Origin of the sequence: Agromyces sp. NPDC060279 (assembly GCF_042726785.1) — a bacterium.
In the GTDB taxonomy this organism is placed as follows: Bacteria; Actinomycetota; Actinomycetes; order Actinomycetales; family Microbacteriaceae; genus Agromyces.
In genome coordinates this window covers 136,409-159,333 of record NZ_JBHXBK010000004.1, presented here as the reverse complement: position 1 = coordinate 159,333, position 22,925 = coordinate 136,409, and the positions used below count along the sequence as shown (strand labels likewise).

27 protein-coding genes and 1 pseudogene are annotated in these 22,925 nt (G+C 71.7%); 11 read left to right on the top strand and 17 right to left on the bottom strand.

All coding sequences use genetic code 11. From position 1 onward, the window contains the following. Positions 1 to 12: 12 nt before the first annotated feature. Complete coding sequence (locus ACFWE1_RS13415; protein WP_376933927.1) at positions 13 to 402, bottom strand: RidA family protein; 390 nt, start codon at positions 400 to 402, stop codon at positions 13 to 15. Positions 403 to 541: 139 nt separating this feature from the next. Here ACFWE1_RS13415 and ACFWE1_RS13410 point away from each other — a divergent pair, with 139 nt between their 5' ends. Further along, positions 542 to 961, top strand: coding sequence for a pyridoxamine 5'-phosphate oxidase family protein (locus ACFWE1_RS13410; protein WP_376933926.1), 420 nt, complete (start codon positions 542 to 544; stop codon positions 959 to 961). A gap of 15 nt (positions 962 to 976) precedes the next feature. Here the strand turns inward: ACFWE1_RS13410 and ACFWE1_RS13405 are convergent, their stop codons facing one another. The 7 genes from ACFWE1_RS13405 to ACFWE1_RS13375 all read right to left on the bottom strand — a co-directional run bounded on the left by ACFWE1_RS13405 (position 977) and on the right by ACFWE1_RS13375 (position 6,337). Beyond that, on the bottom strand, positions 977 to 1,618 hold the full coding sequence (locus ACFWE1_RS13405; protein ID WP_376933925.1) for a GntR family transcriptional regulator: 642 nt from the start codon (positions 1,616 to 1,618) through the stop codon (positions 977 to 979). Between the two features lie 53 nt (positions 1,619 to 1,671). Then, on the bottom strand, positions 1,672 to 2,535 hold the full coding sequence (locus ACFWE1_RS13400) for a cytochrome c biogenesis CcdA family protein (RefSeq protein WP_376933924.1): 864 nt from the start codon (positions 2,533 to 2,535) through the stop codon (positions 1,672 to 1,674). Positions 2,536 to 2,537: 2 nt separating this feature from the next. Further along, the gene (locus tag ACFWE1_RS13395; RefSeq protein ID WP_376933923.1) at positions 2,538 to 3,404 is read right to left on the bottom strand and encodes a DsbA family protein; all 867 of its coding nucleotides are present in this window, start codon (positions 3,402 to 3,404) and stop codon (positions 2,538 to 2,540) included. A 76-nt stretch (positions 3,405 to 3,480) separates the two neighbouring features. Then, complete coding sequence (locus tag ACFWE1_RS13390; RefSeq protein WP_376933922.1) at positions 3,481 to 3,930, bottom strand: DUF6389 family protein; 450 nt, start codon at positions 3,928 to 3,930, stop codon at positions 3,481 to 3,483. Positions 3,931 to 4,200: 270 nt separating this feature from the next. Beyond that, complete coding sequence (locus tag ACFWE1_RS13385; protein WP_376933921.1) at positions 4,201 to 4,668, bottom strand: VOC family protein; 468 nt, start codon at positions 4,666 to 4,668, stop codon at positions 4,201 to 4,203. A 76-nt stretch (positions 4,669 to 4,744) separates the two neighbouring features. Continuing rightward, positions 4,745 to 5,257: a hypothetical protein gene (locus tag ACFWE1_RS13380; RefSeq protein ID WP_376933920.1), complete on the bottom strand. Its 513-nt coding sequence runs from the start codon at positions 5,255 to 5,257 to the stop codon at positions 4,745 to 4,747. A gap of 66 nt (positions 5,258 to 5,323) precedes the next feature. Next, on the bottom strand, positions 5,324 to 6,337 hold the full coding sequence (locus tag ACFWE1_RS13375; RefSeq protein WP_376933919.1) for a LacI family DNA-binding transcriptional regulator: 1,014 nt from the start codon (positions 6,335 to 6,337) through the stop codon (positions 5,324 to 5,326). 238 nt (positions 6,338 to 6,575) lie between these two features. On the opposite strand from ACFWE1_RS13375, the gene ACFWE1_RS13370 reads away from it, so the two are divergent. Genes ACFWE1_RS13370 through ACFWE1_RS13355 form a run of 4 tightly spaced genes read left to right on the top strand, consistent with a single transcriptional unit; the run spans position 6,576 to position 10,641 of the window. Continuing rightward, positions 6,576 to 7,868: an extracellular solute-binding protein gene (locus tag ACFWE1_RS13370; protein WP_376933918.1), complete on the top strand. Its 1,293-nt coding sequence runs from the start codon at positions 6,576 to 6,578 to the stop codon at positions 7,866 to 7,868. Then, entirely contained in the window at positions 7,865 to 8,809 is a 945-nt protein-coding gene (locus ACFWE1_RS13365) for a carbohydrate ABC transporter permease (protein ID WP_376933917.1), read from the top strand. Before ACFWE1_RS13370 ends, ACFWE1_RS13365 begins: the two co-directional genes overlap by 4 nt. A gap of 1 nt (position 8,810) precedes the next feature. After that, positions 8,811 to 9,692: a carbohydrate ABC transporter permease gene (locus ACFWE1_RS13360; RefSeq protein ID WP_376933916.1), complete on the top strand. Its 882-nt coding sequence runs from the start codon at positions 8,811 to 8,813 to the stop codon at positions 9,690 to 9,692. Positions 9,693 to 9,750: 58 nt separating this feature from the next. Next, positions 9,751 to 10,641, top strand: coding sequence for a nucleoside hydrolase (locus tag ACFWE1_RS13355; protein WP_376933915.1), 891 nt, complete (start codon positions 9,751 to 9,753; stop codon positions 10,639 to 10,641). A gap of 131 nt (positions 10,642 to 10,772) precedes the next feature. On the opposite strand, the gene ACFWE1_RS13350 is transcribed toward ACFWE1_RS13355, so the two are convergent. From ACFWE1_RS13350 to ACFWE1_RS13335, 4 genes are all read right to left on the bottom strand, one after another. Then, a complete protein-coding gene (locus ACFWE1_RS13350; protein ID WP_376933914.1) occupies positions 10,773 to 11,012 on the bottom strand; it encodes a hypothetical protein in 240 nt (79 codons plus the stop codon). Between the two features lie 112 nt (positions 11,013 to 11,124). Then, positions 11,125 to 12,204 carry a hypothetical protein gene (locus tag ACFWE1_RS13345; protein WP_376933913.1) on the bottom strand — a complete coding sequence of 360 codons (1,080 nt, stop codon included), beginning with the start codon at positions 12,202 to 12,204 and terminating at the stop codon, positions 11,125 to 11,127. Between the two features lie 81 nt (positions 12,205 to 12,285). Next, a complete protein-coding gene (locus ACFWE1_RS13340; RefSeq protein WP_376933912.1) occupies positions 12,286 to 12,909 on the bottom strand; it encodes an HD domain-containing protein in 624 nt (207 codons plus the stop codon). Next, positions 12,906 to 14,081, bottom strand: a complete 1,176-nt coding sequence (locus tag ACFWE1_RS13335; protein ID WP_376933911.1) for a DUF4303 domain-containing protein — start codon at positions 14,079 to 14,081, stop codon at positions 12,906 to 12,908. The genes ACFWE1_RS13340 and ACFWE1_RS13335 overlap by 4 nt, the downstream gene beginning before the upstream one ends. Before the next feature lie 148 nt (positions 14,082 to 14,229). On the opposite strand from ACFWE1_RS13335, the gene ACFWE1_RS13330 reads away from it, so the two are divergent. Beyond that, entirely contained in the window at positions 14,230 to 14,703 is a 474-nt protein-coding gene (locus ACFWE1_RS13330) for a hypothetical protein (protein ID WP_376933910.1), read from the top strand. On the opposite strand, the gene ACFWE1_RS13325 is transcribed toward ACFWE1_RS13330, so the two are convergent. Continuing rightward, the gene (locus ACFWE1_RS13325) at positions 14,693 to 15,037 is read right to left on the bottom strand and encodes a hypothetical protein (RefSeq protein WP_376933909.1); all 345 of its coding nucleotides are present in this window, start codon (positions 15,035 to 15,037) and stop codon (positions 14,693 to 14,695) included. The genes ACFWE1_RS13330 and ACFWE1_RS13325 overlap by 11 nt on opposite strands. Before the next feature lie 286 nt (positions 15,038 to 15,323). On the opposite strand from ACFWE1_RS13325, the gene ACFWE1_RS13320 reads away from it, so the two are divergent. Then, a complete protein-coding gene (locus ACFWE1_RS13320; RefSeq protein WP_376933908.1) occupies positions 15,324 to 16,481 on the top strand; it encodes a Cmx/CmrA family chloramphenicol efflux MFS transporter in 1,158 nt (385 codons plus the stop codon). Between the two features lie 76 nt (positions 16,482 to 16,557). Beyond that, positions 16,558 to 17,334 carry a type I restriction enzyme HsdR N-terminal domain-containing protein gene (locus ACFWE1_RS13315; RefSeq protein WP_376933907.1) on the top strand — a complete coding sequence of 259 codons (777 nt, stop codon included), beginning with the start codon at positions 16,558 to 16,560 and terminating at the stop codon, positions 17,332 to 17,334. 63 nt (positions 17,335 to 17,397) lie between these two features. Here ACFWE1_RS13315 and ACFWE1_RS13310 read toward each other — a convergent pair whose 3' ends face one another. After that, entirely contained in the window at positions 17,398 to 17,673 is a 276-nt protein-coding gene (locus ACFWE1_RS13310) for a hypothetical protein (protein ID WP_376933906.1), read from the bottom strand. 110 nt (positions 17,674 to 17,783) lie between these two features. Here ACFWE1_RS13310 and ACFWE1_RS13305 point away from each other — a divergent pair, with 110 nt between their 5' ends. After that, complete coding sequence (locus ACFWE1_RS13305; protein ID WP_376933905.1) at positions 17,784 to 18,191, top strand: VOC family protein; 408 nt, start codon at positions 17,784 to 17,786, stop codon at positions 18,189 to 18,191. On the opposite strand, the gene ACFWE1_RS13300 is transcribed toward ACFWE1_RS13305, so the two are convergent. Together ACFWE1_RS13300 and ACFWE1_RS13295 are read right to left on the bottom strand one after the other, a co-directional pair. Then, positions 18,192 to 18,440 carry a hypothetical protein gene (locus ACFWE1_RS13300; RefSeq protein WP_376933904.1) on the bottom strand — a complete coding sequence of 83 codons (249 nt, stop codon included), beginning with the start codon at positions 18,438 to 18,440 and terminating at the stop codon, positions 18,192 to 18,194. It abuts the gene before it with no gap. Positions 18,441 to 18,474: 34 nt separating this feature from the next. Beyond that, entirely contained in the window at positions 18,475 to 18,969 is a 495-nt protein-coding gene (locus ACFWE1_RS13295; RefSeq protein ID WP_376933903.1) for a DUF6993 domain-containing protein, read from the bottom strand. Positions 18,970 to 19,122: 153 nt separating this feature from the next. On the opposite strand from ACFWE1_RS13295, the gene ACFWE1_RS13290 reads away from it, so the two are divergent. Further along, the gene (locus ACFWE1_RS13290; protein WP_376933902.1) at positions 19,123 to 20,715 is read left to right on the top strand and encodes an ABC-F family ATP-binding cassette domain-containing protein; all 1,593 of its coding nucleotides are present in this window, start codon (positions 19,123 to 19,125) and stop codon (positions 20,713 to 20,715) included. Positions 20,716 to 20,796: 81 nt separating this feature from the next. On the opposite strand, the pseudogene ACFWE1_RS13285 reads toward ACFWE1_RS13290, so the two are convergent. Beyond that, positions 20,797 to 21,546 (bottom strand): annotated as a pseudogene (locus tag ACFWE1_RS13285) (EamA family transporter); the annotation flags it as partial. Between the two features lie 266 nt (positions 21,547 to 21,812). Between ACFWE1_RS13285 and ACFWE1_RS13280 the strand changes: the two are divergent. Then, positions 21,813 to 22,742 (top strand): LysR family transcriptional regulator, encoded by a 930-nt coding sequence (locus ACFWE1_RS13280; RefSeq protein WP_376933901.1) that lies wholly within the window; start codon positions 21,813 to 21,815, stop codon positions 22,740 to 22,742. Positions 22,743 to 22,925 lie beyond the last annotated feature (183 nt).

The following is a 22,925-nucleotide window of genomic DNA, read 5'->3' as shown; positions in this document are numbered from 1 at the left end:
CGGCGGTGCGCCTCAGGCCGCAGGAACCGCGGCGATCGCGTCGATCTCGACGAGGGCGCCGGGCCGGGCCGGGGCGACGCTGAGCACGGTGACCGCGGTGCGGTGGTCGCCCCAGACTTCGCGGGTCGCGGCGTAGGCGTCGGAGGGGTCGATGCCGGGCGCGAGGTGGATCGTGAGCTTCACCACGTGCTCGGCGTCGGTGCCGCCCTCGGCGAGCACGGCGAGCACGTTGCGCAGCGCCTGCTCGGTCTGGGCGCGGAGGCCCTTCAGCAGGGCCCCCTCGGCGTCGGTGCCGTTCTGGCCGCCGACGTAGAGCACGGGACCGGCCGGCGCGAGCATTCCCTGCGCGAACGCCGGACTGCGGAAGAGCTGGGGCGGATCGATCTGCGTGGGCTTCGTCATGCCCCGATTCTGCCGCGCACCGCCGACATCCGACCGCGCCGCCGACCGCGCCGGAGACCGCGGCGCGGACGAGGCATCCGTCCGTCGGTGACGCGTCCCGGCTCTGGCCTTGCCGATCCGATCGGCCTAGCGTCGGAGTATGAGCGAACAGGTCGACGGACGGAACCCGACCAGGCATCTGAGTGACGAGGAGTGCTGGCAGCGGCTGCGCGAGGCGCCGTACGGCCGCGTCGCGCTCGCGGTCGCAGGGGAGGTCGACATCTTCCCGGTGAACCACAAGATCGACGGCACCTCGATCGTCTTCCGCACCGCGCCGGGCACGAAGCTGCTCGAGCTCACGATCCGCGACCACGTCGCGTTCCAGGTCGACGGCTTCACCGAGCGCGAGGCGTTCAGCGTGGTCGCGAAGGGCACGGCGCGGGAGTTCGACCGGCAGGGCGAGGTGGCCGCGGCCGAGCGGCTCGGCATCGAGCCCTGGGCGCCCGAGCAGAAGGACCGCTGGGTGCGCATCGACGTCACCGAGCTGCACGGCCGCTGGTTCGAGCGCCGCGCGCAGTAGCCGGTCCGCGACCGGCTAGACCGGCCCGAGCTCCGGGCCGTGCGTGTCCATCAGGTGGCCGCGGAGCGCCGCGGCGAAGCCGGCCGGGTCGTCGGCGCGCAGCCGCTCGACCAGGGCGCGATGCTCGGCGATCGTCTCCTCGACCCGCTCGAACAGGGTCTCCCGGTGCGCGCTGAGCAGCAGTCGCTGCCGATCGGTCAGCCGGTCGGCTATCTCGGCGAGCACCGCGTTGCCCGCCGCCTCCACGAAGGAGCGGTGGAACGCGATCGTGAGCGTCACGAAGCCGTCGAGGTCGCGCGCGAGGAGCGCCTCCCGCTGGGCGTCGAGCTGCGGCTCGAGCCGGCCGGCGAGCGCTCGGCGCACCTCGGTCGAGGCCCGCTGCACGCCCATCGCCTCGAGGATCAGCCGGGCATCGGCGAGCTCGGCGATCTCGCGGTCGCTGAGCTGGCGGACGAGCGCGCCGCGCTTCGGGTAGATGGTGATCCACCCCTCGTCCTGCAGCCGGGTGAGCGCCGAGCGCACGGGCGTGCGGCTCATGCCGAGCCCCTGGGCGAGCTCGTTCTCGCTCAGCATCTCGCCGGGGCGGTGGCTGCCGTCGAGGATCGCCGCGCGGATGGCGGTGTGCGCGCGGAGCGCGGCGCTGTCGGGCGTGGGCACCCGCCTATCATCGCGCGCGGCGGGGCTCACTGCATCCGTCCGCGCCGCGAGCGTCACGCGCCGCTCCGCTCGTCGCCGGCTGCGTCTGAGCCGGACGCGTCGCGCTCCGAAGCACCCTGGCGCCGCGCCCGCCGGTGCAGCAGCCAGGCGGCGAGCAGCACCGCGAGCGCGACGCCCGCGACCGCGAGGTCGGGCACGGCCGAGGTGAGCCGGAGCGCGGATGCCTCGAGCTCGAACTGCGCGGTCGCACCGAGCACCCCGCCGAGGGCCGCGGTGCCGTCGGTGACGAGCAGCAGCACGCCGATGCCGATGCCGAGGAGACCCGCGACGATCTGCGTCCAGGTGTTCGTCCACCGGCCGATGCGCACGGTGCGCGGGCGCACGAGCCGGCGCACCCACGCGGAGCGCGACCAGGCGAACGCGAGCACGAACAGCGGCACCGTCATGCCGAACGCGAACACCGCGAGCGCGACGCCGCCCTGCAGCGGACTGCCGCCGAGCGCCGCGAGCGCGAGCACCGAGCCGAGCACCGGCCCCGCGCACACCCCGGCGAGCCCGTAGACCGTGCCGAGCAGGTACACCGAGGCGATCGATCCGACGTCGCCGGGCTGCTCACGGGTGAACGCGGGCAGCGGGATGCCGAGCAGCTGCACGAGCCCCAGCACGATCACGACGACCGCGGCGATCGTCACGAGCAGCACCCGGTTGGCGCTCACGAACGCGCCGACGGTGCCGGCGAGCACCCCGATCGGCACGAGCGTCGTGATCAGCCCGAGGTAGAAGACGCCCGTGCGGGCCATCAGCCGGCCCGGCGTGGTGAAGGCGTAGGCGAAGAACGCGGGCAGCAGCATCACCGAGCAGGGGCTCAGCAGCGTCAGGATGCCGCCGACGAGCGCGCCCGCGAGGCCGAGCTCCACGGTCAGCGCGCCTGCTCGGCCCCGGGGGCGTCGACGCCGGCCTCGGCGAGCCGGGCGTCGAGAAACTCGCGGAACGCGTCGACCGGCTGCGCGCCCGCCATCGCCTGCGTGCCGACGACGAAGAAGGGCACGCTCGAGACGCCGAGCGCCTGCGCGTCGGCGGTGCTCTTCGTCACCGCGTCGCGCAGCTCTGGCCGGTCGAGGTCGGCCTCGAAGCGGGCGAGGTCCGGGACGCCCGCGGCCTCGGCGAAGCCGAGCAGCTTCTCGCGCGGCATGTCGGGGTGGCCCGACTCGGGCGCCGCGGCGTAGAGGGCGGCGAGGTACTCGGGGAAGCGCCCCTGCTCGCCGGCGGCACGGGCCGCCACGGCCGCGTCGACGGACTCGTCGCCGAAGAACGCGACGTCGCGGAACTCGTAGCGCACGAGCCCGGCGTCGACGTACTCGTCGAGGATGACGGGCATCGTGTCGTTCGTGAACACCGCGCAGAACGGGCAGCGGAAGTCGGCCCACTCGACGAGCACGATGGGCGCGTCGACGCTGCCGATGGCGAAGGGGTCGTCGGGGTCGCGCTTGGCGATGGCCGGGTTCTCGGGGTTCTCGTTCGCGGCGGGTGCGCCGGTCGCGGGCGCATGGCTGCCGGCCGGGTCGCCGTTCGCGGTGGCGCCGCCCGTCGCGCCGGGCAGGGCCTGCGCGAGGACGACGACCGCGAGGAACGCTGCGAGCGCGCCGAGCACGACGTTCAGGATGCGGGAGCGGCGCAGTCGCCGTTCGAGCCCCGCGGCGTGCGCGGTGGCGTGGCCGGGGCCGGTCGCTGGTGCGGTCGGCTCGGCAGCGGGCCGGGCGGGCTTCTCAGGCGGCGTCTTGGACATCGCGCCCAGGATACAACTTGTATCCAAGTGTGGGATGCACGGCGGCTGGGAGTGACGGCGACGGCCCACCGCGTCCTCAGGCCTCGAGCTCGACGGGAGCGACCGTGCCCCAGCCGTCGATGCCCGCGATATACCCGGGGATCGGGCTCCGTCCGCGGGCCGCCCGCGCCCAGATCTCCTCGAGCCAGCCGCTCGCCGCGTCGACGATGACGTCGCGCACCTCGAAGCCGGCCCGGCCGGGGGCGAACATCGGCACGGGCGGCGTCGGGCCCTGCGCGCCGTGCCGCACCTCGAAGAGGGTGCGGTCGGCCTCGATCGCGCGGTTCAGCACGTACGCGTCGGGGCCCTCGAGCGTGGCGACGATCGAGAAGCCGCCCTCGCCGTCCTGATCGGGGAAAACGAGCAGCTGCAGCTCCTGCGCGGTCTCCGGCGCGGCGGCGACAATGCGTTCGAGCTTCGCGGCGGCGGCGTCGGCGACCCGGTCGAGCTGGGTGCGGAGGGCGGCGGCGTACGCGGAGGCATCCATCCGCCCAGGCTATCCGCAGGCGCGCCGCCCGCCGCCCGCCGCCCGCCCACCCCTCCCGCCCCTCCCGCCCCCACCCACCCCAGCCCAAGGGGTCAATTTGCGACATCGGCACGGGTGCATGGCGGAGCGGATGTCGGAATGCGACCCCCTCGCGGGTTGAGCGGGGAGCGGGAAGCGGGAAGCAGGAGCGGGAGCGGGGAGCGGGGAGCAGGAGCGGGGAGCGGGGACCAGGCCCGCGGGGAGCGGGGACCAGGCCCGCGGGGCGTGCGCTCAGGCCTGCTCGAGCTCCGCGATCACGATCTTCTTCTGCGCCATCATCACCTGCACCTGGGCCGGTCGCTGCATCAGCTCGGACATGTTCGCCGGGATGATCTGCCAGCTCACGCCGAAGCGGTCCTTGCACCAGCCGCACTGCTCCGACTCGGGCACGTGCGAGAGCGCCGCCCAATAGCGGTCGATCTCGGCCTGGTCGGCGCAGGAGACGACGAAGGAGATCGACTCGTTGAAGGTGAACAGCGGGCCGCCGTCGAGGCAGACGAAGTCGATGCCGTTCAGGGTGAAGCTGCCGTTGATGACCTTGCCGCCCATGCCGGCGAAGTGCTCGTCGAGCGACTCGTCGGGGTAGGCCTCGATCGAGTTGATCCGCGAGTCCGGGAACACCCCGACGTAGTACTCCATCGCCTCGCGCGCCTGGTCGTTGAACCAGAGGCAGGGCTGGATCGCTGCGAGTGCGGCCATGACGGTCTCCCTTGATCGAGTGGGGCGTGTTCGCGTCGGGCACAGGCTACGCCGCCCGCGCGCCGACCGGTAGCGCTCAGCCGCCCGACTGCATCGGCGAGACGTCGATGTCGACATTGCCGAAGGTGAAGGGGATCCAGAACTGCTCGCCGCCGTCCCAGGCGTCGAGCGGGATCGACATGAAGGACACGAGCGTCAGCGCCAGCCAGGCGGCGGTGACGGCGACGATGAGGATGACGGCGCGGTCGAGGGTGCGCAGGGCGGATGCCTCGTCGGCCGCGCGCCGGAGCACGAGTGTGATGGCGATGAGCGCGATGGCCGCGATGGCGACGTAGACGACGGGGCTCGGTCGCAGCACGAGGTCGACGCAGAGCGGCACGGCGGTCGTCGCGCGCCCGTCCCCGTCGAGGTAGCCGCCGTCGCCGGTGATCCCGCCGCGGCAGAGGCCCTTCGAGGCGACGCTCAGGCCGGTGTAGACGAGCGCGGTGCCGAGCCCCCAGAGCAGCAGGCGTCGGATGCGCCGGATGATCGTCGCGCCGGGCAGGGTGGAGAGTCGTGCGTCGGGGGAGTGGTGCAGCGTGTCTCGCATGGCGGCCTCCCGGCTCGTCGGTGAGGACATGCTGGCACGGCCCGGGGCTTCCGGGCTAGAGGCGGTTCAGCCCTGCGCGCAGCCGCAGGAGGCGCGCACGATCAGCTCGTGGCCTGCGAGCTCGCGCACGCGGGTGAAGTCGGCGCCGTCGGCGGGTTCGGCGGCGGCCTCGGCGACGAGGTCGATGGCGCGGGCCGCGATCGCCCGGATCGGCTGGCGCACGGTGGTGAGCGGGGGCACCGCGTACTCGGAGTGCTCAGTGCCGTCGAAACCGATGACGGCGAGGTCCTGCGGCACGCGCAGGCCCAGCAGGTAGGCAGCGTGCAGCACGCCGTAAGCCTGTTCGTCGGTGGCGCAGGTGATGGCGCGCGGGCGGTCGGGCTCGGCGAGCCAGCGCAGGGAGACGGCCGAGGCATCCGCTCGGGAGGTGCCGCTGTTGCGCTCGTCGTGTCGCAGCGGTCGTTCCGCCTCGGCCATGGCGGCGAGGAAGCCGCGGCGGTGCTGGCCGGCGCCGACGGAGTGCGCCGGTCCGTTCAGGAGGCCGATTGAGTCGAAGTCGTGGGCGACGAGGTGGGCGGCGGCGGCGCGGGCGGCGAGTTCGTAGTCGATGGTGAGCGAGGCCGCCGGGGCGTCGTCGCCGATGGGGTGCAGCGCGATCACGGGGATGGAGGCCTGGTCGAACGCCGCGAAGTCGGGTTCGTCGAGCAGCGAGACCATGACGACCGAGTCCACGCGGCGCTCGACGAAGGCGGCGATGTGCCGGCGCTCCCGCTCCGGGTCGAGGCTCGAGTCGCCGATGAGCAGCAGCTCGCCGCGCTCCATCGCCGCGTCCTCGAGGGCGCGGGCGAGTTCGCCGAAGTAGGGGTTCGCGATGTCGGGCACGATGAGCCCGATCGTCGAGGTGCGGCCGAAGCTGAGCGCGCGAGCGAGCGCGTTGGGTCGGTAGTTGAGTTCGGCGGCGGCGGCGAGCACGCGTTCGCGGGTCGCGGGGGAGACGTTGCGTGGGCCGTTGTTGAAGACGTAGCTCACGACGGCCGTCGAGGTGCCGGCGAGTTGGGCGACATCGCGTCCGGTGGCCATCGCGGCTCCCTCCTGCTAAGCGGTTAGACCTGCATGGATGCTAGCAGTGCGGCGCGCCGGCGGGGCGCACCCGGATGCCTCGGCGATGGCGTCTTGCGTCGCTGGAGGCGGTAGCCTAGAGTGCCATCTAACCGCTTCGTCTATCCGCTTAGATCCTGCGCACAGCAGGCGGGATCCCGGCCTCACTCGCCGGCGCGGCGGACGAGCGCGACGATTCCCCCGACGGAAGGTGCACCCAATGAAGCGTTCACGAGCGTTGCTGCTCGCCGGAGTCGCGGCGAGCGCCGTGCTCCTCGCCGGCTGCTCGGCCCCCGCCGACTCCGGCTCGGCCGGCGACGGATCCGGCACGGTCCGGTTCCTCGGCCCGGAGGACCCGGCGACCTTCGCCCCGGTCATCGCGGCGTTCGAGGCCGAGCACCCCGACATCACCATCGACTACACGCAGGTGCCGTTCGACCAGTACTCGAGCACGCTGCAGCAGCGGCTCGGCGCGAAGGACGACACCATCGACGTCTACGCCGTCGACCAGCCGAACCTCTCCCAGCTCGCCGCGCAGGGCTTCCTCGAAGACCTCAGCGACCTCTCCGACGAGGCGAAGGCCGCCACGAGCTCCGCGCAGTTCGAGATCAACCAGTACGACGGCAAGATGTGGGCCCTCTCGGTCTGGAACTCGACGCAGATGCTGTTCTTCAACCGCGACGCCCTCGCCGCGGCCGGCGTCGAGGCGCCCACCGCCGACCCCGCCGCCCGCTGGACGTGGGAGCAGACCGCCGACGCCGGCCGCGCCGCCCAGGCCGCCGGCACCCAGTACGGTCTGCTGCTCGAGCAGGTCGAGGCGTACTACCAGCTGCAGCCCCTCGCCGAGTCGCTCGGCGGCGGCTCGGGCATCACCGGTGACGACATGCTCACCGTCGACGTCACGAACGAGGGATGGCAGCAGGCCATGGCCTGGTACGGCGACACCTTCGAGAGCGGCCTCTCGCCGCGCGGCGTCGGCGGCTTCCAGACCGCGCCCGTCTTCATCGACGGCAACGTCGCCTTCTTCGTCGGCGGCCCGTGGGACGTCGGCCGCTTCGCCTCCGACGCGAGCTTCGACTGGGGCGTCGCCCCGATGCCGTACTTCGAGGGCGGCGAGGTCGCGACCCCGACCGGCTCCTGGTCGTGGGGCGTGAACACCGCGTCGAAGAACAAGGACGCCGCGCGCGAGTTCATCGAGTTCGCCGCGCTCGACCCGGCCGGCGCGCTCGCCACGACCGAGGCGACGACGATCATCCCCTCGAACACCGAGGCCGCCGCGAAGTACCTGCCGGGGCTCGAGGAGCTCGGCGGCGAGCACGCCGCCGGCGTCGCCGACCTCATCACCTACGAGATCGAGGAGACCGCCGTTCCCCGGCCCGTCTCCGTCGGCTACGTGCAGTTCGAGTCGGCGATGAACACCGCCTTCGCGGACATCCGCAACGGCTCCGACCCGGCCGCCCGCCTCGAGCAGGCGACCACGCAGATCCAGGACGCCTGGAAGAAGTTGCGATGACCACTCCCACCACCCGGGCGGGCGCGGACTCCCGCGCCCGCCGGGCGGTGCGGCCGGCGCCGCCGGCCCGCCCCACGCGGCGCGGGCGGCGGCATCCCGCCCTCATCGCCCTCGCGTTCCTCGCCCCCGCGCTCATCGCGCTGCTCGTGCTCCGGCTCGCGCCGGCCGCGGTCGCCCTCTGGGACAGCCTGTTCCGCACGAGCATCCTGGGCGGCACGCAGTTCGTCGCCCTCGGCAACTACTTCGAGCTGTTCGGCAACCCCGACTTCCAGAACGCGCTGCTCGTCACGCTCGTCTTCACCATCCTGATCAACCCGCTGCAGGTCGCGACCGCCTTCCTGCTCGCGGTGCTCTACACCCGCAAGGCGGCCGGCTCCAAGATCTGGCGCTCGCTCGTCATCCTGCCGATCGCCGTGCCGCCCGCCGTCTCCGCGGTCATCTGGAGCGTGATCTACCGGCCCGACGGCCTCGCGAACGCGTTCCTCGACCTGCTCGGCCTGCCCGCGCAGCCGTTCCTCACCTCGCCGCAGCAGGCGCTCGCCTCGATCATGGTGCTGCTGTCGTGGATCGGCGTGGGCTACTGGATGATGTTCCTCATCGCGGGCATCAACGACATCCCGCGCTCCTACTACGAGGCCGCCTCGCTCGACGGCGCCTCCGCGTGGCGGCAGCTGTGGACCATCACCTTCCCGCTCGTGCGCCGCCCGCTCGCCTTCGTGCTCGTCGCCGACACCGTGTCGAACCTGCTCGTCTTCGCGCCGGTGCAGATCCTCACGAAGGGCGGGCCCGAGGGCTCCACGAACCTCCTCATGTACGACATCTTCACCAGGGCGTACACGCTCGGCGACCTGAACACCGCGCAGGCCGAGGTCGTCATCCTCGTGCTCATCACGCTCGTGATCGTCGCCCTGCAGTTCCGCCTGCTCCGGTCGGAGGACTGACATGACCGCATCCCTCGCCCCCTCCCAGGCACCGGCCGGCCGCCGCCGATCGAGCCGGCGCCGCCTCGGCCCCGTCGGCACCTCCGTGCTCGGCGCCGTCATCGGCCTCGCGTTCCTCATCCCGCTGTGGTGGACGGTCGTGAACTCCCTCCGCCCCGGCGACGAGACCTTCCGCTACCTGAACCCACTCGAGTGGCGCACCTTCTTCACGCTCACGCCGACGCTCGACAACTACTTCGCGCTGCTCGACACCGACCTCGGCCGGGCCATCCTGAACTCGCTGTTCATCAGCCTCGTGACCGTCGTCGTCGGGCTCGTGATCTGCGCGACCGCCGCTTACGGGCTGTCGGCGTTCAAGTTCCGCGGGCAGGGGCTCGTGTTCTCGCTGATCATCCTGTCGTTCCTCATCCCGTTCGACGCGATCGCGATCCCGCTCGCCGACATGTTCCGCGACTGGAACCTGCAGAACACGTTCTTCGGGCTGATCCTGCCGGGCCTCGGCAACGGCATGGCGATCTTCCTGCTGCGCACCTTCTTCCTCGCGATCCCCGAGGAGCTCGTCGAGGCGGCCCGCCTCGACGGCCTCGGACCGTGGGGCGTGTTCCGCCGGATCTACCTGCCGCTGTCGGTGCCGGCGCTCATCGGCGCCGGGCTCATGCTGTTCCTGTTCCAGTGGCAGGCGTACGTGTGGCCGCTGCTCATGGGCACCGACCGCGACCACGTCGTCGGACCCGTCGCACTGTCGAACCTGCAGGGGCAGTTCGCCGTCGACTACGGGGTGCTGTTCGCGGCCTCCGTGATCCTCATCCTCATCCCGCTGGCGATCATCATCGGCTTCCAGCGCTACTTCATCCAGTCCGTCTCCACGACCGGGCTCAAGTAGCCGACCCGATCTCCGCACCACTCGCACCTCCCGCACGACCCCGAAAGGAGCACCGCCGATGCGCGCTGCCCACCGAGTCATCCTCGACACCGACCTCGGCTCCGACGTCGACGACGCCATGGCGCTCAGCCAGCTGCTCGGCCTTCCCGCCGTCGAGCTCGTCGGCGTCACCACCGTCTACGGCGACACGCTGCTGCGCGCCCGGATGAGCCGCCGCATCGTCGAGCTCGCGGGCCGCGACGTGCCCGTCTACGCGGGCCGCGCCGAGACCCGCTCGGGCCGCGAGATCTGGTGGGCCGGGCACGAGGGCGCGCTGCTCGAGGACCTCGAGCGCGAGCGCGTCGAGGCGGGCGACGCCGTCGACTTCCTCGTCGAGCAGGTCGTCGCCAACCCGGGCGAGATCGACGTCGTCGCGATCGGGCCGCTCACGAACATCGCCGCCGCGATCGAGGCCGACGAGCGCTTCGCCGGCGCCGTGCGCCACCTCTGGATCATGGGCGGCTCGTTCACCGACGACGAGCCCGAGCACAACCTGCGCAGCGACTCGGCGGCCGCCGAGCTCGTCTTCGGCGCCGGCATCCCGACCACCGTCACCGGACTCGAGGTGACCCGCCGGGTCGAGATCCGCCGCGACCAGCTCGACCGCATCGGGGCGGCGGGTCCGCTCGGCGCGCTCGTCCTCGCCGAGGTCGAGCAGTGGTGGCGCTACTGGAACGTCGAGTGGAACGTGCCGCACGACCCGGTGACCGTGCTCACCCTGACCGAGCCGGGCCTGTTCGAGGTCTCCGAGCCGGGCACCGTCACGATTGAGCGCGACGGCGAGGGCGAGGGACGCAGCGTCTTCACGCCGGGCGGCGGGGCGACGCGCGTGGTGCGCGAGCTGGATGCCGAGGCCGTCGCCGAGCACATCGTCACCGCGATCGTGGCCGCCGGGACCGCCGCGGCCTGAGTCGGCGGGCCGGTGCGCCGTCGGTGCCGGGCTCCGCGGGAGGAGATCGTCACCCAGGGAGGTCGTTCTGCGGCCCGGAGCCCTCCCTCAGTGACGATCTCCTCCGCAGGGGCCGAGGCGTCGGCGCCGCCTCAGTTGATCCAGTAGTAGGAGAACGCCCACTTCTGGTCGTACGAGCGCTTGTGGCAGGCCGTCACGATGCGCGCGCCGAGCCCCCGGTACTGGTTTGAGATGCGTTGGCAGTCGGTCTGGCTGTATCCCGTGATGTAGTACCAGGTCTGCGGTGCGGCGTTCGCGACGGCCGAGCCGCCGAACACCATCGCGAGGCTGACTCCGAGCGCCGCCAAGGTCTTCATTCCACGTGCACGCATCTGCGTTCCTTCCCCCGAGATTCCACCGGGGCGGTCGCCCGCGGCGGCGTGGCCCCAGGCTAGCGACGGCGCGGTCGCCAATGGAATGGGCAGCGCTGCCCATGCCGGAGGGTCAGCCGGCGAGCAGTTCGTCGCGGGCGCGATGACGAGCCGACCAGGCGCGCGCCGCGCTCAGCACGAGGGTGAGCACGGTGGCGATGGCGGCGAGGCCGTTGAGCCAGCCGGGGACGAGGTCGAGCGGCATCGTGAGCTGCTCACCTCGCTCGGCGGCGATGAGGACACCCGACGCGACCGCCGTCGTGAGCCCGATGGCGGCGACGATGATCGCCGCCCTCAGGAACGGATCGATTCGGCGCTCGATCGCGCCGCTGGTGCCGGGCGAGCTCGGCCTCCGAAGACGCAGTCGAGGTGCCGTTCTGCCCGTGAGGGTGAGCCGCGACGCCGCCTCCACATACCAAGCGAGGAGCGCGACGCCGCCCGTACGCTGCGCCCGCTGCTCGGCGACGGCCCGGCTGAGCTGGCGCGAGCCGAGGCGCCAGCGCTCAGCAACGAGGGCATCGGACGTGGTGCCCCGTGGCAGTTCACGACGCTCGACGAGCTGTTCGAGGGTCTGCGTCGGGGCCGCATCGCCCCACCCGGCGGGCGGACTTGCGCCGGCCTTTCGCGCTCGCTCCAGCGTCTGGGCAGCCAGTACGCAGAACCGCCACTCGAACGGCGCGCGAGCGAGCCACGCACGTTCACGGAGGGTAAGCGTGACCAGCATCGGCACCAGGGTGAGCACGAGGACGCCGAACGCGAGCACGAGCCATCCCGTCGAGCGCGACCCGAGGAAGGTCAGCAGAGTCCAGATCGCCTGCGCACCGCCGAGCCCGATGAGGAGCCAAGCGAGCAGGGTCGGAGCGCTCCAGATGCCCAGCCAGGCGTTGTGCGCGATGCGAGCGACAGAGCCGTTCTCCGCCTCGAGCCGCGCATGGCTCGGTCCGACGGCCGCGGGCTTCGGAGTCAATGGAGCCGTGCAGACGCGCCACCACTGTGGCAGGCGCGCCGCCCACATCTCCCAGCGCCCGAGTCGGAACCCTCCGCCCCACGGCGCCATGCCGACCATCACCGTCCACCCCCAGATCAAGGTGAGCAGAAAGATGAGCATCAGCGACGAGAGCCAGTACTGGCTCCAGAGCAGGGCGGGCAGCATCGTTCCACTCTCGGGCACACGCCCGACATGCGCCGCGAGACATCCACAGCCGCGCCGCAGGAACGCAGGACGGCGCGGCGCTCAGCCGAGTTCGGCGGCGATCCGCAGCCAGGGGAGCGAGGCATCCGGTCTCGCTGTGGCGCCGCGAGCGTCGCCGTCGCAGCGCACCACGACCGCCCAGTCGGCGAGGGTGGTGCCGGCGGCCTCGAGCCGGGTGCGCAGCCGACGCACCGCGCGGCGCGAGGGTTCACCCTGCACCGAGACATGCGCCATGTGCGTCTCGACGAGGGCCGCCAGCGGCTCGATGAGCGACTCGGGCCACGTCAGGCGGGCGCCCAGTTCGCGCACCAGCGCGCCGCCGTGCTCTGCGTGACCGAGCGAGGTGATCCGTCCCTCGCGCTCGCGGGTCGTCGCGGGCTTGCCGACGTCGTGCAGCAGGGCTCCGAGCACGAGCAGGCGGCGGCGTTCGGGGGCAGTGCCCAGCTCGTCGGCGAGGCGGGCCGCCAGGTCGGCCGCGCCGAGGGAGTGTACGAGCACGTCGCCCTCCGGGTGCCACTGCGGATCCTGCGGGGTGGCGGCGAGCGCCGCGAGTTCCGGGACGGCGTCGATGAGGCCGGCGTCGCGCAGCGCGACGGAGGGGACGGATGCCTCGGCCGCGACCCGGAGCAGCGCGGCACCGATCGCGGCATCGGGTGGCGGGCTCATGCTGACAGCCCGGCGTGGTCGAGCACCAGGCGCGCGTGCCGCCGCACCACTTCGAAGGGGGAGTCGAGCGCCGCGCGCGCGGTCGCCGTTTCGGCGGGCTCGATGGCGCAGTACCCGCTGCCGGGTCGGAGCTCGTCGAGCATCGCCTCGGCCAGCTCCGGGCGCTCGGCGAGGGCGGCTTCGAGCGGGGCGTAGTCGAGCGGCAGGTGCCGCACTGCACGGTCGCGGAACGAGGTGTACGGCGCGGCGAGCCCGCGCAGCAGGACGGGGCGAGGCATCCGCTCGGCCTCGGCGAGCACGAGGTCGAGGCGTCCGAGTCGCGCGAGCGCCGCGGCGGCCCAGGCGCGGTCGGGCTCCGGCAGCTTCTTCGCGCGCAGCACCGTCGCGAGGGCGTCGATCGCGTCGTCGCGAGGGATGCCGAGGTCGGCGAGCAGCTTCGCCCACTGCCAGCGGCGGTGCGAGCGAGGCATCCGCTCGAGCGCGACATCGACGGATGCCTCGCCGAGCCCGCGCAGCAGCCGCTCCGCGTCTTCGGTCGAGACGACGCCCGGCGTGTACGCGTCGAGCAGCTCGCCGAGGGCGGCGGCCCGCTCGGGCGCGGGAAGGGCTTCGAGGCGGGCCAGCTCCTGCGCCTGTTCGCCGAGCTCGGGGAAGTGCCGCTCGAGCTCGGCCTTCGTGAGGCTCAGGGGGACGAGCTCCCATGCCTCGTCCATGGCGAGGGCGAGAAACCCGGGCGCGACGGCGCCTTCGGCGCGCAGCCGCTTCTTCGCCGGCTTGGCCGCGGTCGCGAAGCTGCGGAGGAACCGCGCGAAGATCGCCTCCCAGTGCGCGTCGTCGCCGGCACGAGCAGCCTCCTCGACGCGGGCCGCCCAGGCGTCATCGGCTTCGCTCGGGTCGAGTTGGAACGCCCAGTCGGCGGGGCTCCAGCGCAGCTCCTCGGTGCTGAAGCTCGAGCCTTCGGCGGCCGCCGCGAGCGACTCCTCGCTGCCGACGGCGAGCCCCGGCCACGCGATGACCCCACCGGTCTCGCTGTAGAAGACATGGGACGCGACGCCGTAGACGCGTTCGCCGGGGTGGTCCGCCAGGTAGGCGTGGACCGCCTCGGCGTAGCGCTCCGCGATGTGCGCCTCGAGGGCGCGCCAGTCGGCGGCGGTCATGGCGTCGGGGCTCATATGCCGATCCTCGCATGCACCCCCGACGAGTGGAACGCGGTCGGGGTTGGGGGCGCGCGGTCCCGGTTCGGCGACGATCGCGCATCGCTTCGACAACGGATGCCGCGGCCCCGCGTCGCGTGGGAGGGGTGCCTGGCATGCTCGAGGCATGCCCACCCGACGATTCGGAGTTGCCGGCGTCGCAACGCTCGCCGGCGGCCTCGCGCTCGCCCTGAGCGGCTGCGCCGGCCCCGGCGTCGTGGCCTGCTCGGCCGTCGGGTACCTCTACGACGGCCCGGCGGTCGTCGCCTTCGACCCGGCGCTTCCCGACGACGTGATCGTCTCGGCCTGCTTCGGCGCCGGCTGCGCAGCCTCGCCCGTCGAGCGCGGCGCCGAGCCGACCGTCGGTGAGACCATGCCCGGCGGCGTCTGGCGGGTGCCCCAGGCGGCGCCGTACCTCGGCGAGGGCGCATACGGAGACGGGAACGAGCGGACTCTGCGCGTGGCCGTCGAGACGGTCGACGGGACCGGCTTGCTCGACGGCGAGTACGAGATCCCGGTCGCGGTCGAGCGCACCGGCATGTTCGGGGAGTGCCCGGGTCCGTTCCGCTTCGAGACGCTCGTCGTCGAGACTAGGTCGTGATGAGGAACAGCACGACCACGAAGGGCACCAGCAGCACCACCGCGATCGGGAGCGCGAGCGCCGCCAGCAGTTGAAGGGCGGTGGGCTGAACCCGGCGGCGCAGATTGACGATGCCGAAGATGGTCGCGGCGAGCAGGAACGCGAGCGAGAACGCGTGCAGCGCGATGGCGACAAAGGTGAGCGCGACGGCCGGCGGGGACCCCTGCTCGAGGAGCGCGACCCCGAACCACGGGCCGAGGGCGACGAGCTCCGCTACGAGCCCGACGATGAGGTACCGGAATGCGAGGCGCGGGTTCGGCGTCGCCGCTCGGGCGTCATTCGGTGAAACGCTCATCGTGGCCCCCGGGTTCCTGCGTCGTCCCTGGTTCGCGACGCGCGTGTCCCGGCACCCTATCAACCGGCGCACGCCGGCTCGTCGAGGCATCCGCTAGCCTGGCCGGGTGAGTTCTCCCGAAGCATCCAGAGTCGAGCTGCCGGCCCGCCGGTAGCTCCAACCTCCATCGCGCCCTCTGAGCGGCGCGCGCTTCGCTGCATCGCCTTGGCGCTGCGCCGAGCCCGGTTCGGGGCTCCGGTGTGCCGGTCCGTCATCGACCGACCGTCACCACCATCGGAGTTCACTCATGCCAATCCTCATCGTGCTGCTCGCTGTCGCGGTCTTCGCGCAGGGCACCTCGGAGTTCATGCTCGCCGGCCTCCTGCCGGCCATCGCCGCGGACCTCGGCGTCACCGTGCCCGAAGCGGCGCTCCTCACCACCGCCTTCGCCGTCGGAATGATCGTCGGAGCGCCGCTCATGGCGGCGCTCGCCCGGCGCTGGTCGCCACGGATCGCGCTCTCGGCGCTCCTCCTCGGCTTCATCGCGATGCACGTCGTCGGCGCCCTGACCGACCACTTCGGCGTGCTGCTCGCGACGCGCGTGGTCGCGGCGCTCTGCAACGCGGGCTTCCTCGCCGTCACCCTCTCGACCGTCTCAGCGCTCGTGCCGCCGCACCGGCTCGCCCGCGCGCTCGCCGTGATCCTCGGCGGCACGACGCTCGCCCTCATCGTCGGGGTGCCCGCCGGCGCCGCGGTCGGCGCGCTGCTCGACTGGCGGGCGGCGCTCTGGGGCGTCGCCCTTCTCTCGCTGCCGGCGCTCCTCGGCGTCGCACTCGCCGTGCCGACGCGGACGGATGCCTCGACGGCATCCCGCGGCGACGGACCCGCCGCGCCACCGCTCCGGACCGAGCTGGCCGAACTCCGCCGCCCGGCGCTGCTGCGCCCGCTCGCGCTCGGGGCGCTCGTGAACGGGGCGACGTTCTGCGCCTTCACCTTCCTCGCGCCGCTCGTCACCGAGCGGGCCGGGCTCGCCGAGCCGGCGGTGCCGCTCGTGCTGGCGCTGTTCGGGCTCGGATCGTTCCTCGGCGTGTGGGCGGCGGGGCGCTTCGGCGACCGGCACGCGCGAGGCATGCTGCGGTTCGGGGGAGTCGCGCTGCTCGCCGGATGGTGCGCCTTCGCGCTGCTCGCCGCGAACCCGGCCGCGCTGCTCGTGCTCACCTTCGCGCAGGGTGCGCTGTCGTTCGCGGTGGGCAGCACGCTCATCGCCGCGTCGATGCGCGCCGCGACGGGTGCGCCGACCATGGCGGGTTCGTACGCGACGGCCTCACTCAACGTCGGTGCGGCCGTTGGGCCGGTGCTCGGCGGAGCGGCCTACGCGAGCGCGCTCGGCGCGGTCGGCCCGCTGATGGTGAGCGCGGGGCTCGTGGCGGTGGCCGCGGTGGTTGCGGTGGTGCGGCGAGGCTGAGTCATTCGGAGGGGGTCACCCCAGTTTTGGGGTAACCCTCTCCCACGATCTGCGGTCGTGCGTTTGGGACGCTGGCATGGTGTCGATCGTCGGCGCAATGATGCACCACACGAGGGAACCCATGAGTGACGCCCAGCCCGCCCCCAAGAAGACCGCCGGCCCGAAGTGGGAGACGGACGCCCGCGACGAGATTCGCGGTGCGCTGCGGAAGTTCCAGCGCCCGCTGCAGGACCTCGTTGAGCGCGATGCGAACGAGGGTGACACCCGTCTGCTCGTAACTGACTTCCTCTGCATGGCCCTCGGATACGACAAGTACGAGGACCTCACGACGGAGTACGCGGTTCGTGGGGAGTTCGCCGACTACGGCGTGCGTATCGACAAGCAGCTCATCGCGTTCATTGAGGTGAAGCGCGCAGCCCAGCAGCTGAACGCTCGGCATCTCCGGCAGGTCGAGACCTATGCCGTCAAGGAGGGTCTCGAGTGGATCATCCTCACCAACGGGCAGCGCTGGCAGGCGTACCACGTCTCGGTGGCGACGGGACAGCAGGTCGCGACGAATTTGGCCCTCGACGTCGACCTCCTCGCGGACGAGGCTGCACCCAAGAAGGTCGAGCGGCTGTTCCATCTCCATCGTTCTGCGCTCAAGCGGGGCACGATCGACGAACTCTGGAAGCGCCAGGCAGCGACGTCGCCTCAGGCTCTGGCCGAGGTGCTGCAGTCGTCATCCGTGCTCGACGCGGTTCGCAAGGAGATCCGGCGACAGAGCGGATTCAACGCCGAGGTCAGTGACCTCGAAGAAATTCTGCGGGCGGGTGTCATCAAGCCCGACCTGCTGATCCAGACCGGCAAGTAGCGGCTGCTCGCTCGTCAGTGCCTGGAGGCCGCGTCGCTGACGAGCGAGCCGCGAACTGTTGGCTCAGATGAACCAGACCTGGAACATCCACTTCCGCTTCGAGTCCTGGTAGTGGCACGGCGTGTACGCGGTGCGCTTGTGACCGGTCGCAGCGATGCGCTGGAACGCGTACGTCTGCTCCGACTGGCAGCGCTGCTTCGTCGGATAGTTGCTGTACGTCTGCATCTGTTCGTAGGCGGCGTTCGCGGGGGCGGCGGTGGCGAGCGCGAGGCCGCCGCCGAGGGTGAGGCTCGCTGCGGTGGCGAGGGCCGCCGCCTTGGTGCGGATGGAGGTGCGCATCGCGTTCCCTTCGGTCGTGCGTGTCGCCAAGCTATCCAGGCCGTCACGCCAGGGGAATGGGGAGCCCTGCCCATGCGCGCGCGTCGCCGGCATCCGTCAGACTGGTGGGCATGCCAGTTTTCGATCACCTCGGGGTCTCCGTCGCCGACCTCCGCCGCGGCATCGACCAGTTCGACGCCGTGCTCACCGCCCTCGGGTTCGAGAAGGGCGGCGAGCACCACGACTCGGCCGCCTGGTGGAAGGAGGGCGAGACGGAGTTCATCGTCTTCGCCGCGCGCGAGCCCGACTCCGGCCCGCACGAGCACGGCCGGGTCGGCTGGCAGCACCTCGCCTTCGCGGTCGACTCCCGCGACGAGGTCGACCGGCTGCACGCGGTCGCGACGGATGCCGGGTGGAGCGTCGTGCGCGAGCCGAAGCTGTACCCCCGCTTCAACGAGCGCTACTACGCCTCGTTCCTCGAAGACGACAACGGCATCCGCATCGAGTTCATGCACAACCCGCCCCGCGACGCGGAGTGATCACGCGAGGATGTTCGTGACGGCGCCCCACGCCATGAATGGCGTCATGAGCGTCAACACGCACCCCGTGTAGCGGATGCGGCCCGTCGAGAACATCTTGGCGGCCATTCGAGGACCTAGAAGCGGGCCTCCTCCCACTTGAAAGAACCGGCCGACTCGGCGCGGGACGACGACTGAGGCAATGCCCAACGCGAAGAAGCCGACGAAACCGATGCTCGCGAACACGAGTTCGGCGGTGGTCTGACTCACTAGAGTGTCCGCTGGTTCCATGTCGCGGCGGGATTCATGGTGCGACCTTATCCGGTCTGTTCCGGGTCTCGGGCGGTCGGGCCACCAGACAACGCCCGCCCACGAGCGGTGCCTCGGCGCTGAGGTACTGCCGATTGGGGTCCGCTTCGAGCGGCCGGAACTGGCCGACGAGGCATCCGTCGTCGAACCGCACCGCCCAGAAGTACGCATCGACCGGTTTTCCCTCGGTCGTCAGGTCCGTGCCGAACTCAAGGCGCTCATCGGGTGCGCCCGCGGTGCGCAGCGCATCGACGAAGTCTGACGTCGTCGGCGGTGCATCCCGTGCGATGACCTCATGAGCGAGAGCGTCGAAGGATTCGAGGTTGCCGGCGGGTGGCGCGCTCAGGTCGAGCGCGGGTGGTGTCGCCGACGTCGACGGCGGAGGAACAGACACCGGCGTGCTCGGCGATGCGGGCGTAGCGGTCGGGGCGCATCCGGCGAGCGTCAGCGCGATCATGGATGCCGCGACGGCGAGCACTCGTTGAGGCATCCGCATCTCCCTCCGACCTGCGTTCTCGCGACCTGGAGCCTCGCACAATCCGTTGCGCGGCGTCGCCGCCCGTGCACAGGCGCGCTCGGTAGAGTCGACTGGCGGCTCGAGGCATCCGTCTCGCCGCTCCCGACCCCCGACGCGAGGACACCCGTGAGCCTGATCCGCCTGAACGACGTCAGCATGGACTACGACGGGCGACCGGTGCTCAAAGAGGCGTTCCTGAAGCTGCGCAAGGGCGACCGAGTCGGGCTCATCGGCAAGAACGGCACGGGCAAGTCGACATTCCTCGAGATCGTGCTCGGCCGGCGCGAGCCCACGGGCGGCACGGTCGACGTCACGCAGGGCACGACGATCGGCTACTTCTCGCAGTTCTCAGAGCTCGACGGCGAGCGCAGCGTGCAGCAGACGCTGAGCGACCACTTCACCGAGGTGCACGAGACGCAGGCCCGGCTCGACGAGATCGGCGCGCAGCTCGCGGAGCCGATGGATGCCTCGGCCATGGACAAGCTGCTCACCGAGCAGGGCGCGCTCTTCGAGCGGATGGACGCCATCGGCGGCTGGACCTACGAGACCACGATCGACACCGTGCTCACGCGGCTCGGCTTCGACGAGGAGCGCCGGCACCTGCCCGTCGATCGGCTTTCGGGCGGATGGCGCAACCGCGCCGCGCTCGCGCTGATCCTCGTGCAGGCACCCGATGTGCTGCTGCTCGACGAGCCGACGAACTTCCTCGACCTCGACGGGGTGAAGTGGGTCGAGAACTGGTTGCAGGGCTTTGCCGGGGCGGTGCTCGTGGTGTCGCACGACCGGCAGTTCCTCGACGGCGTCGTGGACCGCATCATCGAGATCGAGAACTACCGCCTGCAGGAGTACGAGGGCGACTACTCCGCGTACGTGCACGCGAAGCAGTCCCGCCTGAAGATGCTGGAGCGCCAGTTCGCGCACGAGGAGGAGTTGCTCGCCTACGAGCAGGCCGCGGCATCCGCCCGTCGCGAAGCGGCGCGCAACCCCTCGAACGCCGTCGCCCGCCGCCTCGCCGACATCAAGAAGCGGCAGGCGCCGCGACCCATCGACCAGATCATCACCTCGATCTACGACGGGTTGAAGGTGTCGAACGACCTGCTGACCGTCACCGGGCTGTCGAAGTCGTTCGGCGGCGCGCCCGTGTTCGACGGGCTCAGCCTCGACCTGCAGCGCGGTGACCGGGTCGCGGTGATCGGGCCGAACGGATCCGGTAAGTCGACCCTGCTCGACGTGCTCACCGGGGTGACGTCGCCCGATGCGGGCACCGTGCGCTGGGCGAAGGGCGCCCGCTTCGTGTCGTACAACCAGGTGTACGCCGAGCTCGACCTGACCGACACCGTCGGACACGCGGTGAACGCGTACCCCGACTCGCTCGCCTTCACGGCGACGAAGAAGAGCGTGGCGCGGTTCCTCGCGATGCTGCAGTTCTCCGACGCCGAGCTGCAGCAGAAGATCGGTACCCTCTCGGGCGGGCAGCGGGCGCGCGTGGCGATCGCGCAGTGCCTGCTCTCAGGAGCTGCGGTGATCGTGCTCGACGAGCCCACCAACCATCTCGACATCACCTCGACGCAGGTGATGGAGCGGGCGCTGACGCACTTCCCGGGCGCGGTCGTTGTGGTCTCGCACGACCGCTTCTTCGTCGACAAGCTCGCCGACCGGCTGCTGTCCTTCGAGGGCGACGGCCGCGTCGTCGAGAAGCCGGCGACCGGGGCGCTGTAGGCGCCGCCGTGCCGGCGCGTTCGCGATGAAGACGCCGGCGACGAGCACCGCGCCGCCGACCGTCTCCCAGAGGTTCGGCACCTGCCCGAGCAGCAGCGCGGTCGACGCCATCGCGACGACCGGTGCGAGCAGCACCCACGGCACCACCGAGGCGGCGCGATTGCGCGCGAGCAGGGCGTTGAAGATCGCGTAGCCGATGAGCGTGCAGAGCCCGGCGGTGTAGAGCGTCGAGAGGATCGGTCGCCAACCGAAGGCGGCGAGCCCCGCGGCGATCGCGTCGGGCCCCTCGATGAGCGCCGACAGCCCGAGCGCCGGCAGCGGTACGACGAGCGACGACCACACCGTGAGCGACAGCGCGCCGAGGGGCCTCGCGGGGGCGACCGGTCCGGCCTTCCGCGAGATGACGTTGCCGATCGCCCACGAGAGCGCGGCGAGCAGGGCGAGCACGACGGCGAGGGCCGGGGCATCCCCGCCGCGTCCGAGCGCGACGACCCCCAGCCCGACGGTGCCGACCAGCACGCCGATCGTCTGCATCCGCGTCGGCCGCTCGCGGAGCGCGAGCGCCGCGACCACGATCGTGAGCACGACGTGCGCCTGCAGCAGCAGCGCGGCGATGCCCGGCTGCAGGCCGAGCGCCATCGAGGTGTAGAGCAGGGCGAACTGGCCGAGGCTCATGAAGAGGCCGACGCCGACGACGGTCTTCCAGCTCGCGAGCGGGCGCGGCACGACGACGACCGCGAGGGCGACGACGGCGAAGCGGATCGCGACGAACAGCAGCGGCGGGATGCCGGTCATGCCCCAGTCGATGACGACGAAGTTGAAGCCCCACATCGTCGCCACCAGGGCGGCCAGCAGCATGTCTCGTCGCGTCATCCTCCGAGTTCAGCGCACGGCATCCGGAAACACCAGCGATGGTTTCTGCGGATGATTCGGTAGCGTTCGTGCATGGTCAGCCGGGGGCACGCCGCATTTTCGCGTTCTCCGTTCTCTGGATGGAAGAGATTCGTTCCAGGTCACGGTCATGGAACGAATCTCGTCCATTCGGCGATCGGAAGCCGTGGTGACGAGTCGGACGGATGATTCGGTAGCATCCGTGCATGATCGATCTCGAAGCCGTGGTCGCGTTGCGCGCTGTGGCCACCAACGGCAGCGTCGCGGCGGCCGCCGACGCGCTCGGATTCACGCCCTCGGCGGTGTCGCAGCAGATCAAGCGGCTCGAGCGCGGCACGCGCGTCGCCCTGCTCGAGCGGGCGGGGCGCGGTGTGGTGCTGACAGATGCCGGTCGCCAGCTCGTGACCTCGTCGGCGACGGTGCTCGCCGAGCTCGAACGGATCGAGGCCGATCTGCACCTCGCGGGCGGTCCCGCCGCGGATCGCGGACCGGTCGTCGGCGAGGTGCGCATCGGCGTGTTCTCGACCGCGGTGCGCGGGCTGCTCGTCGACGTGCTGCCGAAGCTGCGGGCGGAGCACCCCGAGCTGCGCGTGCCCTTGCGGGAGAGCGAGCCCTGGGAGACGATCGCGCTCGTCGCGTCGGGCCAGCGCGACCTCGGCATCGTGCACCGCTGGGGCGGCGTCGCGCTCGCGATGCCCGATCACCTGGTCGAGACGCCGCTGTTCACGGATGTCGCGGACGTGATCCTGCGCCGCGACCACCCGCTGGCCGCCGCCGCTTCGTTGACTCCGACCGACCTCGCGGACGAGGACTGGATCGCGACCTTCGACTCGACCATCTGCCGCCAGTGGCTGCGGCGACTGTTCGACGGCGTCTCGAACGCGCCCCGCATCGTGCACGAATCGATGGAGTTCGAGAACCACCTGGAGCTCGTGCGCGCCGGGCTCGGGGTCGCGCTGGTGCCGCGGATGGGGCGGCCGGCGCTGCATCCCGACCTCGTCGCGATCCCGACCACGCAGCCCGCGTCGACCCGGGGAGTGTCGGCCGTGCACCGGCGGAGTCAGGCGGACTCGCCCGCGTTGCAGGTGGTGCTGGAGGGAGTGCGGGCGGTGGTAGATGCGCGCGGTGCGGCGTAGAGGATTCCAGGCCCTGGACTGAACTCGATGGCGGTTCGAGCCGATTGGCCCTGTTCGGGCTGCGCACGCTGGATCTGGGATGCCTCTTGTGGCCGCGTTGATGATCCAGCAGAATCGCAGCATATCGTCCGTTTCGTAAGTGCGAGGTCCGCATGCCCCGGTCATCGAGAACGCGGGTTCGTC